Raw genomic sequence first — 13,326 nt, 5'->3', positions numbered from 1 at the left:
TATAGCAGCGGTAGCGGCACATCGCTGACGGCTTTGGGAGCGGCCGTGCCAGCCGTCAAGACCGACCAGGTCCACGAAGGCATCACCGCAAAAACTGTGCGACTTCCGTCAGGACTGCCTCAGCCTGTTCCCGATGCGGTACATGCCCACACCCTTGCAGCAACTGCATCGCCGCCGGCCCGCCCGCCAACGCCACCAGTCGCTCGGGGTGCGCTGGCGAGCCGAACTCGTCGTTATCGCCATGCAGGCTCAACAGCGGGCAGCGGACCTGCGCCAACACGGCATCCAGGTTCCACTCGGCAAAATCCTCAGACAGCCAATTGTCCACCCAGGCACGCAGTACCCATTCAGCCTTGCTGGCGTGGTAGCGCTCAAGCCGTTGCAGCTGGCCGCGCTCGGCAAACTGCAGGTCGGCTGCACGAATGCCTTCAAGGGTGCGTGCTTCGACAAACGCCTGTGCCGACTCGGTAATCAGCCCCACACACTGTCTTGCGAAGGCCGCCGCGCAGGCCACGGCCATGCCGCCGCCAACGCTGTGGCCAAAGACGATGAAATCTGCAATGCCAAAGTACTCACGCAGCGCCGTGAACCCCTGCCGCGCTTCTTCTTCGACAAAACCCATGCGCAACCTGCCTGGGTGGGCGTCGGAACGGCCAAAGCCCAAGCGGTCGTAGGCGATTACCCGATGACCGGTGATTTGCGCCAACTGTGCCGGGAAGTCACGCCACAGGGCCACACAACCCAGCGAATCATGCAGCAGGACAATGGGCGCACCCTGCACATGCAGTGGCACCCACTCCTGGGCGAAAAGCTTGCCTTGCGTGGTATCGATCCAGTGCTCGCGAATGTGCAGCTCGCTCATACCGCCTCCGCCACCGGCCCCTTCAACTCGACCTGGTTGCCATCCGGGTCGTAGCAATACAGGGACAGCCCCTCGCCTTCGGCACCATAACGTCTCTCGGCAGGTTCAACCTTGACCCCGGCGGCCTCCAGGTAGGCCGTCAATGCCGCCTCGTCGAACGGATCGATACGCAGGCAGAAATGGTGCAGGTTGCGTCCCTCCACCCCCGGTGCCGCCCCGCCTGGCTGGCCCAGTGGGCCGTCCAGGGTCACCAGGTCGATCATCGCCGTGCCCGTGGCCAGGTGCACCATGCCCAGGTCTTCGCGTACGCGGCTGACCGTGCAGCCCAGCAGCTCGGTGTAGAAGGCAACACTGCGCGGCAGGTCGCTGACCCGCAGAACAAGATGGTCTATGTGCTTGATAGCGAACGGTCGCATGCCAGGCTCCTTGTGCCGTGTGTGCGAATACGTTCGCCACCATAGCCCAGCTTCGCCCGGCGTGACCAGAATCAGCTACTCGTTCACCAACCGTTGCAGCACGCCCCCTTCATGGCGCGTGAGGATACGCAACAACTGATCGACCAGCGCCCGGTCCGGGGCATCCAGGTGGAAGTGGTGCCCGCCCGGGTGCCACGAAATCTTCGCCTGACCAGGCAAGGCTGCCTCGCGCCGGGTAAAAGCTTCGCCGGTAAATGCCCCCTGACGGCCGAACAGCAGGTACAACGGGCAGCGGATCTGGCTGAGCAGTTCGCAGGCTTCGCGCTCGGTCAGCGGCATGGGTTCGGGCAACACCAGCCGCGGGTCGTGGCGCCAGCAGTAGCCATCGCCCAGTTGCAGCAGGTCGCGCAACGCCAACAGCCGTGCGGCACCTTCCGACAGCTCGGTGTCCAGGCGTTCGCGGCGTTGCGCCAGGGCGGTGTCGAGGTCGTCGAAGCGGCCGACGTCCGGCTCGGCAAAACCGGGTAGCTGGCTGCGCTGCACCATGCGCTTGAGCCGGTAAGCCCGCGCCAGGTGCTGCACGCGGTCATCCTCGGCCACCGTGAACGGTGCACCCATGCCGTCGAGGAAGGTCATGCTGGCAATGCCACTGGTCATGGCCGCCAGCAGCGATGCCACCCCGGTGCCCATGCCATGGGCCAACACATGAAACTGCGCCAGGCCCAGGCTGTCGGTCACCGCCAGCATGTCTTCGGCATGCTCCCACAGGTAGTAGCCACTGTCGTGGCGGCGGTGATCCGAGCGGCCATGGCCGACCAGGTCGGGGGCCACCACGAAGCAGCCATCCAGCATCGGTGCCAGGCGTTCGAACGAGGCCGCGTTGTCCAGCCAGCCATGCAAGGCCAATACGGGAATACCGTCTTCGGCGCCCCAGGTGCGGACCGCTATTTCAATACCATCGAGGTCAAGCAGGTGATCTTTCGGACTGCACAGCGAACGCATTGCAATTCTCCTTGGCTGAAGCCTGCGCCATGGCCTGCCTCACCCTCTCGCAGATCTCCCCTCGCTGCTGGCCCCTCACCGACCCGCGCATGCGCAAGACCGACCGTTACCGACAACTATCTACCGCACCACGGCGCCTTGAAGAGCGTGGACTATCCCCTCTACGCAAGAGGTAATGACCATGACCACCCCCACCCCGCTACATCAAAGCCAGATAACCCGCGCACTGCCGAAATGGAGCAAGGCGCTTCACCCCGCGCACACGCAAAAAGTGGTGCAAAGCCTGCGCAGGGACTATCTGGCTGAAGATGGCACCCCTTACACATGGTATGCCACTGCCGATGCGCCCTCGCGCGAGCAGCTGCGCAACGCCATCAAGGTGCGAAACAAATGCCTGGCGCAACTCAAGACAGCGCTTGCGGGCTTCAAAGACATCATCACCTTCAGCACCCCTCTGCTGACCGAGCGGTTGAAGGTGAATGTGCGCGTAGACAGAGCGCAGTATGTCTTCCAGCCCTTTGAAGCCGATGCCGATATCTGGACCGGCGTTCCCGACCTGGAAGTGCCTTTGTTCCCTGACCAGAAGGTGGATGTGCTGGCCACCCGCCCTGTGGGCGAGCCGCAAGCACGTAGCTTGCTGGAAGCGGCCCTGCACAACTTCGAGGGCCTGGATGAAGTAGGCGCCTACAGCAGGCTCACATGTGCAGCAGGCAGCGAAACCCCCTTGCCAGGCCTGACGATGGCGGACTTCGTCAAGCATTGTCGGGCACTGGACCTTGGCCAGCGCTATCAAGACCACCTGCTGGCAACCCACGAAGGCGCCAACCGCGCTGAAGTCCAGCGCCTGTCGATACACGCCAGCCGTGAAGCCTTGAGGGTGCAGGCACTGATCGCAACGCTCAAAGGCCTGTTGAGCGACCGCGCAGGCAATGCGCTCATTCAGTTATGCGATGGCAAGCCCCAGCCCACCTATGATGAACAGCCGTTGCGCTGCTGGAATTTCAGCCTGTTCGGTATCCCCATCCACGAAATCCTGTTCATCGGGCCCGACGAGCCTGGCCAGATAAACCCGTGCATTGTTTACATACCTGAAGACAACGAGCACCCGGTCAGGGAGTTTGCCTCACGCCAGGCAGCCGGCAAGCACCTGCGTAGCCGCTTGCTGCAAAGCACATTCCGTCGTGCCTTGGTCCATTTCGCCTACAAGGACAGGCAACAGGAACTGGCCGACAAGCTGGAGAACGCGCTGTTCGAGAAGGACGATGCAGGCATACGCAAACCCCGACACAAGCCTGTACTCCATTTCACCCCCTCGCCCATCCGCACCGATCCCTGGGCCACCTTGTACAACGCGCACCTTGCGCGCATGAAGGCCGACGCGAAAATCATTGCTGTCCCCACTGCCGACGTAGACGCCAAGGCCCGCAACGAGCGCCTGAAGCATTGGTTCGACATCGGCATGACTGTGCTCAACGTGGCTGCGTTCTTCGTGCCCGGGCTGAACACCGTCATGCTTGGCGTTTTCGCCTACGAACTGATGAGCTCTGTGTTCACCGGGTTCGAGGCCTGGGAAGAAGGTGATAGCCAGCAAGCGCTGGTGCAACTGGAATCATTGGCCATCAATGCGGCGGTCATTGCCGGTTTTGCGGTGGGCGCCAAGATCGTTCAGGCATCAGGCTTCGTCGATGCACTGACGAGTGTGTGGCACGAAGATCAGGAAGTGCTCTGGCACCCCGACATGAAGCCGTATGCAAGCCCAGCGGCTATCCCTGAGGGAACTCAACCCGATTCGCTCGGCCATGTGCACGTCGATGGGAAGACCTACCTGAAGCTGGATGGGACGCTATACGAAGTATTTCAGGACGCTGAGCAACAATGGCGCGTGCGCCACCCTGATGATGCCCAGGCCTATGCGCCACGCTTGTTGCATCATGGCAACGCCCGCTGGCAACTCGACCATGAACAACCGCTGGAATGGGACCACCAGCAACTCATGAGCCGCCTGGGCAACTACACCACTGGCCTGGACGAAAGCGAGCTGGACTACGCCATGCGCAGTACCGGTACCGATGAAGGTGTATTACGGCGTAACCAGGCAACAGGCTCACGCCCACCCGCCCTGTTGATCGACACCTTGCAACGCCTGCAACTCGACAACGAGGCTCAACAGATCATTGATCGCGTACGCCATGGGCTGCCGCTGGCAGCGTACAAGAACTTTGCCTTACCTGAACTGCTGCGCCTGCCGGGGTGGCCTGAGGGGACTGTACTCAAGGTTTACAAAGGGCCAGAACCCTGGGGCGAGTCTGTGCGCTACGGCCCGTCCCATTCGACAGGGCAGGTAGAAATCGAAGTCACCCGCACCGACCTGGACAATGGTCAACTGAGCCAGACCGTGTTGGCTCAAATGGATGAAGAGACCGCGCTGCAACTGCTGGGTGACACGCCGCCCGAGCAGCGACCTTCTGCCTTGAACAACACGCTCGCTACACACCTGGAAGCACATCGCGAGGCGTTGTTCAGCAGCCTGCAACAAAGCCGCCGCTCCGTCCTTCCCCCCGCCGCCCACTCCCTCGCCCGGCAGTTTCCCGGCCTGCCGGACAGTGCGCTTGAAGCGTTACTGGCCAACATCAGCAACGCCGAACGGCTAAGCCTGACAAACGGACGGGTGCCGCTTCGCATTGCCGAAGAAGCCCGCCGTCTGCAAGCCCGTGCGCGGCTAGACCGCGCCATCCTCGGCATGTTCAGGCGTAGCCTGGCTAGCGATGACAGCCAACGCCTGAAACAGGCCCTGCAAGCCGAGCACCCACAGGCTGACTCGGCCCAGTTGCTGCAACTTGCCCTCGCCGATCGCCAGCGCTGCGCCTCACTGCTTGGCCAACAGCCCATCAAGCCGAGCTTCCGCTCACCCTTGCGCATGGCCAACGGCCAACTTGGCTACCCTTTGAGTGGTCGGGGCCTGCCAGCCGCGCGCCGCCTCCGGGCACTCTACCCCGAACTCAGCAGCCCACAAATCAGTGCGCTGCAAGCTGATCTTGCCCAAGGGGGCGACCTGGGTATCGCCATCAGTCGGCTGGAAGCAGAACAGCGCACCCTCAGCCGTGACCTCAACCGCTGGGTCAGTGCCTCAGCTTCCCTGGAAGAGCGCTTTGATCGCCAGCAGTGCGCCGAGCGACTGATGAGTGCTTCCCGGCGTGAAGGCGGCGCGCAGCGTGAGGCGCTCGTGCTGGACCGCATGCAGTTGCAAGCGTTGCCAACGTTCACTGCTCGCATGCCGCATATCCGGCAACTCACGTTTGATGGGTTGCAACTGCAGCGCCTGGACAGCGGCTTGCTGTCAAACTTCCCCAACCTGGAAAACCTGGAAATCATCGGCAACCCTGACATGGACGCCGAAACACTGTTCGAGGCGCTCAAGTCTGCGCCACGGCTACGCGAGCTGGGCCTGACAAGCAATGGCTTGACTGCCCTTACAGCCACTGCCCAACAAGCCATCGAAGCGATGCCCGGCCTGAGAATACTCGGCCTCAGCCGTAACCGTCTGCAACTCGATGACGCCAGCTTGAGTTTCCTTGCGCGCTTGCCACTGGATGCACTGGGCCTGGGCAACAATCAGATCACACTCGATGAAACCCTCGCAGCCCGTTTTCAGGACATGATTCACCCCATGGTATTGCACATGCCTGGCAACCCATTGCAGCTGCCGCCTGACCTGCGCTTCATGGCCCGCCTCAGCCACCTGGACCTCGAGCGTTGCGAGCTGGAGCAGTGGCCCGACAGCTTGACCACCCTCATGATCCAGCCCCAGTACCGACTGCGCTATCTCAACCTCTCCTCCAACCGCATTCGCACGCTGCCAGACCTGCCAGGGGTGCTGCGTACCCCCTTCGCCCGTGACGTCGCCGCACGCCTGCCTGAGCGCCGCTGGCTGTTCAACTACAACACGCTGGAAGCCCAAACACGAGCACGCCTGAGCAGCAGTGGCGTCAACGTATTCGAGCACGCAGAAGACGTGCCGCAGTGGCAAAGCATTTTCCGCGGCGAAGCGAGCAATGCCGAAGAGCAACTGTGGAGCGACGTGTTCGACCAAGGTGAAAACGCGGCGCTGCTAGGGGTACTGGAGCGTCTCGCCCAGTCGGCAGAAGCGCGGCGCGATGCCGAAACCCTGAGCGAACGTGTCTGGGACTTGCTGGGAGAAGTTGCCCAGGACACCGAACTGCGTGAACGCCTAGCCACTGTGGCCGGCGACTTCCCCCCAACCTGTGGGGACGCGGGAGCAGACGCTTTCAGTGCCCTGGAGATAGAAGTGCTGGCCCACGAGGCGGCAGGCTATGCAGGTAGCCGACCGACCGATCTGCTGAGCCTGTATCGCAAGCTGTATCGACGCGATCAGGTCAATCAACTGGCCGACCGCATCAGCTTGAAAAGGTCCTTGCGTAAACAGGCGCTGCTCGAGGGTGTCTTCGATGAAGACCTCCCCTCATACGATGAGCTCGACGACCCCTTCGCCTTTCCGGACATCGACCTGGAAACGGGACTGGTGGACGATATCGAAATGCGCCTGGCCTTGCGCCAGTCCTTGGCGACAGCGCTGGACTATCCCGAACCGAGCCGAGGCATGTTGTACCGCGACACAGCCAGGATCAACCAGGCCATCATCGACCGGGTGAAAGCTGCGGTCCTGGCGCTGGATACGGATGCCAGCGCTCGGGAACAATGGTTGAACCAGCAGCCGGGCTGGGTTGGGTACCTGAAACGTGAGCAGGCGGCACAGTTCAGCCTGATCACCGATTTTTGGCGACCGGGCCTGGACTACCTGTACTACTGCCTGGATGAAACCGCCGACCCGGTCACCTCCCTGGACAGTTCTGTTCTACGAGCGCTGGCCGGCGTCATGCCTGAAAGCCCATTGAATGCTCAAGGAATACTGCGTCGCGTCTCGATCAACGAGCAGCAGTACCGCCAGGGGGTGGACGTGCTGACTGCCGAGCAGCAACAGGTTGAAACCGGCCTGCTGACCAGCCTCACTCGCCAGGCACAAACCCTCGGCGGCTAAGCGGCTCTCACTGCCCGCGCAGGTCTTCAAAGAAGGCCTGCCGGCCATCCACCTGGCTGGACGCCCGCGGGGCCGCCGCCGCATCAGCATTGGCGGCCTCCACATGCCAATAGCAATGCTGCACCGCACGGGTCACCGCCACATAAGCCAGACGCTGCACTTCTTCCTTCTGCGCCGTATCGAACGGTTGGGCATCACCGGCCTTGCCCAGCCCGGCCTGGCGATACACCTGGTTCTTGTAGGGCGAGCTCGTCAGGTACTGGCAGTCGCCCAGCATGAACACCGCATCGGCCTGCAAGCCCTTGGCACTGTGGTAGGTCAGCTGGCGCAGCCGGCGCTGTTCGGCCGGCAATGCGGCTTCGGCGTGCAGCACGCTTTGCAGGTGCTCGTTCATCAAGGCCCTGTCGCTGCCCTTGCGGTACAGCATCATCACTGTCTCGCCCCGCTGATAGTGCTCCATCAGCGTTTCGCCCAGAGCGGCCTCGTCACGGTCGAATACCTTCACTGGCGAACCCGGGAGTTCGGCTGCCGGGCCACTGGCCCGGGCTTTCTTGCCAGCAATTGCCGGGGTGCCCTTGACCAGATGCTCGGCCGCGTCGATCACTTGCTGCTGGCAGCGGTAGTTGTCGACCAGCATCACCCGCGTGTTGGCCGGTGACGGGAAGGCCTTGGTGAACTCCATGAAATACTTGGGCGAACTGCCGCGCCAGCCGTAGATCGACTGCCAGTCGTCCCCCACGCACAGCAGCGACGAATGCTGGGCGTGGCGCCCGATGTGCATGGCCGGGCCGCGTCGGCGAATATCGGCGAGGCTGGCGCGCAGCCAGCTGACGATCTGCGGCGACACGTCCTGGAACTCGTCGATCATCAGGTGCGCCAGTGGCCGCAGCAGCGGGTCGGGCAGCAGTTTCAGGTTTTCCGGGTTGTTCTCCCCAAACAAGGCGAACATACGGTTGTAGCTCATCACCGGTGGCGACTGGTCCAGCAGGTGCGCCTCCAGGGCTTTCCAGTACAGGGCCAGTGTCTCGAAGAACACGGCATCGCTGTCGCCCGACGGGAAGCTCATCGCCGCCACCGCATTGTTCACGTCCAGGCCAAGGTTCTCGATGAAGTTGGCCGCACTGACGAAAGCATCCAGCAACGGCGCCGGGGCCAGTTCGCCTTTGACCTTGTACTCGAAGCCGGGGCCGGCCACGGCATCGCCTGCCAACGATGCGGCCAGGCGTCGGGCCATGGCGTAGTTGTCGAGCCAGATCAACGGCCGGTCGCAGAAGGCCTGTAACAAGGTGCGCTTGACCGCCCACTCGGCACGCACGGCCAGCTTGGCGCCAGGGCGCTGGTACTGCGCGCTTTCCGCCGGGTCGAAGCCCAGCACCACCAAAGGCCCCTGGCCTTGCAGCCGGCCATGCACATGGAAGCGGCTGCCACGGATATCGACGGTTTCGCGGCAAGGCTCGATGCCCTTGATCGGCCAGGCGCCAGCAGCGAACCACAGGTCCTCGATCACATCGCACAGTTCTTCGTCGCGCTGGGCCGCCAGTTGGGTTACCTGGGCGCGCTTCTGCACCTCGGGGTTGTTCGGGTCCAGGGGTTTCAGTTGCAGGGCTTCGCTGCGCAACAGGGCTACCAGCTCGGCAAAACGCGGGTTCTCGCCCAGCAGGCTGCTGTAGCACTGGTTCAACTGCTGACGCTGGGCATCGTTGAGGCGCAGGTCGAACGGGTTGCTGTCAGCCTCGGCCTCACGCCCGGCAGGCATCTCGTTACCCAGCGTCTCGAATGCGCGCACCTGGTCGAAACCCGGCAGGCTGCGCACCAGCGGCAGGATGCGCGAATGGAAGGTGCGCACCAGCTCGCGTGCCTGCACGGGTTGCAGGTTGATCTGCCACAGGGCGAACACTTGCAACAGGCGCTTGATGAAGTCCTTACGCGACTCGCGGGTAAACGTGACCACGGTCATCGCGTCCAGCTCGTAGCCCAGGTAATGGCGCAGTAGCAAAATGCGCAGCACCAGCGACGTGGACTTGCCCGCCCCGGCCCCGGCCACCACGCAGGTGGATGGCGTGTCACTGAAAATCAGCTTCCATTGCGCAGCACTGGGCTGGGCCTCGGCGGGCAGGCGTTGAGCGACATCGGCCTTGAAACGCTTTTTCAGCTCGGCAGTCAGCGGCAGGCGCCAATCGTCGAACAGGTTGTCGTCCTGTCCAGGCACAGCGGCAGTGTCGGGGCGCGTATCGCGAATCACCAGCACTTGGCGCCCGGCCTCATACCCCTCCACCCGACCGCGCTCGAACCCTTCATGAACGCCATCGGCATGCCCAGCGCGCTGGCCGGTGGCGTGGCCGAGGAACCAGGAGTCGCGATGCTGGGCCTGCAGGCGGGTCAGGCCACGTCCCAGCAGACGGGCAGCCAGGCGGCGAAACCAGGGCAATTGGGAAGGAGGGGTAAGGTCGGCGGGGGCCTGGGGTTGCTCGTGGGCCACGGTCACTCCGTTGAAAAACAAAATCAGCGGGCATGTTCGCCGCATCGGCAAAAAATCGCCAGCGAATGCTTACGGATCAGTGGATTAGGCGATGAAGCGAATCCCTGTACGCAGGCTTATCAATCTATAAATATGATTGTTTTAAGCCGATATTTACGCTTATTTTAGATATTTCTTTAGCGCATCATGGCGTCATTCCACTGATTCAAGGAGCACGATCATGCTGCAACTGCGACCTTTCGAAAGCCTCGGCCACGCCAACCACGGCTGGCTCGACGCCCACCACCATTTCTCGTTTGCCGAGTACTACGACCCGGCGCGCATGCACTGGGGCAACCTGCGGGTGTGGAACGACGACCTGATTGCGGCTGGCAGCGGCTTCCCGCCGCACCCGCACCGCGACATGGAAATCATCACCTATGTGCGTGAAGGCGCGATCAGCCACCAGGACAGCCTGGGTAACAAGGGCCGTACCGAAGCCGGTGACGTGCAGGTGATGAGCGCCGGTACCGGCATCGTGCACAGCGAGTACAACCTGGAAGACGTCGACACACGCATCTTCCAGATCTGGATCGTGCCGGAGCGCACAGGTGAAGCACCGCAGTGGGGTAGCCGGCCGTTCCCCAAAGGCGAGCGTGGCGAAGGTTTCGTGACCCTGGCCAGCGGCCGCGCAGGCGATGAAGACAGCTTGCAGATTCGCACCGATGCACGCTTGGTGGCTGCCACCTTGCGTGCGGGTGAAACGGCCGAGTACCGCTTCGATACCGCACGCCGGGGTTACCTGGTGCCGGCCAAGGGCCTGGTGGAAGTCAACGGGCTGCGGGCCAAGGCGCGCGATGGTGTGGCGATCGAGCAGGAAGAGGTGTTGCGGGTGACCGCCATCGAAGACAGCGAAATCGTGCTGGTGGATGTGGCCTGAGGCCTGCGCTGTATGCGCTCTTTGTAGGAGCGGCCTTGTGTCGCGATCGGGCTGCGGAGCAGCCCCAGCAATATCTGTAGTACGGCAGAATTCGAGGGGCTGCTCCGCAGCCCGATCGCGACACAAGGCCGCTCCTACAGGGATCGCGTAGTTTAGAAGGGCAAGGTCAGCTTCAGCCAGTAGGCATCACCCTGGGCGCGGTTGCGCACTTCGGTTTCCTTCGACCACTTCGCCGTCACGAACCAGCCATCTTTGCCGCTGTACTTGATCGACGGGCCAATCGCAAAGCTTCGCCCTTTGTTGTCTTCGATACGCTCGCCATCCTGATGGTCATCGGTCGTCTGCCGATAGTAATACCCCCCTACCCCCAGCACCCAACCATTCCCAAGCCCCCAACCCACGGCATAGTCCACATGAAACTCCTGCCCCGAGCGGTAATCGGTGGCCGGGTTGCGCCGGTTGAAGTCGTACATCACCTTGGCATCCAGGTTGAGCCCGGCCGGGTCGATGTAGCTCATCGCATACACCGGCTCGAACACCCAGTAATTGCGCCCAGGGTTGGCCAGGTCGTTCTTGTCGTAGCGGCCGGTGGGGGCAATCATGTCGAAGGCCAGGATGCTGTGAAACTTGTCACTGTGGTGAAAGCCCAGTGCCGGGCCGAAGATCACGTCGCCCAGGCCGCTGTTGTGCTGCGACTGGCCATTGAGCGAGACCTTCACATCCACCAGCGGCACGATGGCATGTAGCGCCAGGCTGCCACCCAGCACGGTGTAATCACTTACCCAGATCAGCCGCGGCACGAGGGCGTTGGCGCGCACCCGAAAGTCCACCGGCAGTTTGCGCCCGTCGTTGCCGCGCAGGTTGTCGGCTTCGTAGTGGTTGACGAACAGCTGGCCGTAGAAGCCAGGTGGCGGCATGGCGCCAGACATGTAGTTTTCGGCACCGAGCGGGTAGGACGTGCCGCCCCCCTCGGTGGCATGGGACAGGTTGGCAGCGCCGAACAACGAGGCACACACGGCAAGGCGCAGCAGGTTTGCAAGGGTCGGGGTCATCGGGTCAACCTTTCTTGTTGTTATCGGTCGGGTGCACGCCAGCCCCCTGTGGCCAGGGAGCCAGACGCCAAAAGGTTCAGATGCGTTTGAACAGGGCCGAACGCTGGCCTTCGGAGGCACCGTCTGCGGCGCTGTAGAAGCGCTCCATGAAGATGTCGCGTTCGAACAGTCGGCCCTGCATCAGGCAAGTGATGGCCGCATCGATCATGGGTGGTGGGCCGCACAGGTAGGCCTTGTGGCCGTTGAAGCGGCCATCGAAATGCTGCCTGGCCGCGTCATGCACATAACCGCGCGCACCTTGCCACTGCGCGTCTTCGGCAGCCTGGCTGAGGGCTGGCACATAGCTGAAGTTGGCATGGCGGGCGGCCAGCCCTTCGAACAGTTCGCGGTTGTACAGCTCGGCACGGGTCCGGGCGCCCTGGAACAGGGTGATGCGGCGGGTATCGCCACGCGCCAGCAAGTCGAGAATCATCGACTGCGGGCTGGAAAGCCCCGAGCCGCCAGCGATGAAAATCAGGTCGCCCGGTTGTGAGCTGCGCACGAAAAACTGCCCGTATGGGCCGGACAGCGCCAGCGCATCGCCCACCTTGAGCTGCTGGTGAATGTGCCGGGTGGCCACGCCGCCGTCCACCAGGCGCACATGCAGTTCCACCTCGTCCGCCTGCTGGGGCGGGTTGGCCAGTGAGAATGCGCGACTGCCTTCAATGCCAGGCAGTTGCAGGTTCACATACTGCCCGGCCTGGAAGGCCATCGGCCGGTCGAGTTTCAGGTGCACGCCGCGAATGGTCGGTGACAGTTCGACCAGCCGAGTGACTACGGCGTGGTAGTCCTGCACCGGCAGGCCGGCGAAGTCCGGGTCGACGTCGATGTCGGCCTCGATGACCAGGTCGCTCTGCGGGATGGCGCAACAAGCCAGCACCTTGCCCTCGTCGCGCTCCATGTCCATCAGGGCGAAGGACGAAGCAGCACCGAGGTCGACCTCGCCTTCCAGTACCTGGCACTTGCAGGTGGCGCAGGTGCCGTGGCCACAGGCAAACGGCAACCACACGCCTTGGCGCAAGGCGGCTTCGAGGATGGTCTGCCCCTCCTCTACTTCAATCTGTTCGCCGGTGGGTTCGATGGTGACTTGATAGCTCATGGCGGCATTCCTCAGTTGTGGCTGCCGCCCAGGCCTTCAAGGCCGGGGGTGTGCAGGTGCAGCAGGCTTTTGTGGGTGATGCCGTTGGCTGCCAGTCCACGGGCCAGGTCGGGCGTGAAGGGCTGGTCATCCAGGCGCCACCGTGCAGTGGCGAAGTCCACCTGGGCAGCATCCGGGTGCAGGGCAATGGCCGGCTTGACCACCTGCTCGATGAAAGCGGCAAAGGGCAGCGCCGGGTCAACCGGCAGGGTGAACGGAGCGCAGAACAGCAGGTGGTTTTCCCAGCACAGGTACACCAGCTGGGCGCCGTGGAAGTTGGCCTGGCGGTCCAGGGGCTGGGCAGTGTAGGTGCCGATGGCGGTCACGGGCATGGCGTTGTTCCTCTTGTTCTTGTCAGGACCA

9 protein-coding genes are annotated in these 13,326 nt (G+C 62.9%); 2 read left to right on the top strand and 7 right to left on the bottom strand.

What is annotated here, in order from left to right; genetic code table 11:
• Positions 1–82 precede the first annotated feature (82 nt).
• The 3 genes from QQL85_RS17340 to QQL85_RS17330 all read right to left on the bottom strand — a co-directional run bounded on the left by QQL85_RS17340 (position 83) and on the right by QQL85_RS17330 (position 2,280).
• Positions 83–862: an alpha/beta fold hydrolase gene (locus tag QQL85_RS17340; protein WP_284354659.1), complete on the bottom strand. Its 780-nt coding sequence runs from the start codon at positions 860–862 to the stop codon at positions 83–85.
• On the bottom strand, positions 859–1,278 hold the full coding sequence (locus QQL85_RS17335) for a VOC family protein (protein WP_284354660.1): 420 nt from the start codon (positions 1,276–1,278) through the stop codon (positions 859–861). Before QQL85_RS17335 ends, QQL85_RS17340 begins: the two co-directional genes overlap by 4 nt.
• A 75-nt stretch (positions 1,279–1,353) precedes the next feature.
• On the bottom strand, positions 1,354–2,280 hold the full coding sequence (locus QQL85_RS17330; protein ID WP_284354661.1) for an alpha/beta fold hydrolase: 927 nt from the start codon (positions 2,278–2,280) through the stop codon (positions 1,354–1,356).
• 181 nt (positions 2,281–2,461) lie between these two features.
• Here QQL85_RS17330 and QQL85_RS17325 point away from each other — a divergent pair, with 181 nt between their 5' ends.
• The gene (locus QQL85_RS17325) at positions 2,462–7,336 is read left to right on the top strand and encodes an NEL-type E3 ubiquitin ligase domain-containing protein (protein ID WP_349816487.1); all 4,875 of its coding nucleotides are present in this window, start codon (positions 2,462–2,464) and stop codon (positions 7,334–7,336) included.
• A gap of 7 nt (positions 7,337–7,343) precedes the next feature.
• Here the strand turns inward: QQL85_RS17325 and QQL85_RS17320 are convergent, their stop codons facing one another.
• Positions 7,344–9,860, bottom strand: a complete 2,517-nt coding sequence (locus QQL85_RS17320) for a UvrD-helicase domain-containing protein (RefSeq protein WP_284354662.1) — start codon at positions 9,858–9,860, stop codon at positions 7,344–7,346.
• Positions 9,861–10,035: 175 nt separating this feature from the next.
• Here QQL85_RS17320 and QQL85_RS17315 point away from each other — a divergent pair, with 175 nt between their 5' ends.
• On the top strand, positions 10,036–10,734 hold the full coding sequence (locus tag QQL85_RS17315) for a pirin family protein (RefSeq protein ID WP_274080585.1): 699 nt from the start codon (positions 10,036–10,038) through the stop codon (positions 10,732–10,734).
• A 152-nt stretch (positions 10,735–10,886) separates the two neighbouring features.
• Here the strand turns inward: QQL85_RS17315 and QQL85_RS17310 are convergent, their stop codons facing one another.
• From QQL85_RS17310 to QQL85_RS17300, 3 genes are all read right to left on the bottom strand, one after another.
• Positions 10,887–11,786: a SphA family protein gene (locus QQL85_RS17310; protein ID WP_284354663.1), complete on the bottom strand. Its 900-nt coding sequence runs from the start codon at positions 11,784–11,786 to the stop codon at positions 10,887–10,889.
• Between the two features lie 76 nt (positions 11,787–11,862).
• The gene (locus QQL85_RS17305; RefSeq protein WP_284354664.1) at positions 11,863–12,924 is read right to left on the bottom strand and encodes an NADH:ubiquinone reductase (Na(+)-transporting) subunit F; all 1,062 of its coding nucleotides are present in this window, start codon (positions 12,922–12,924) and stop codon (positions 11,863–11,865) included.
• A gap of 11 nt (positions 12,925–12,935) precedes the next feature.
• Entirely contained in the window at positions 12,936–13,295 is a 360-nt protein-coding gene (locus QQL85_RS17300) for a phenol hydroxylase subunit P4 (RefSeq protein ID WP_284354665.1), read from the bottom strand.
• Between the last annotated feature and the right edge of the window lie 31 nt (positions 13,296–13,326).

The sequence above is a fragment of the Pseudomonas putida genome (genome assembly GCF_030159595.1).
GTDB classification, from domain to species: Bacteria; Pseudomonadota; Gammaproteobacteria; order Pseudomonadales; family Pseudomonadaceae; genus Aquipseudomonas; species Aquipseudomonas putida_AC.
Note: the sequence above shows the minus strand (reverse complement) of the source record. Positions and strands in the feature narration are given on the sequence as shown.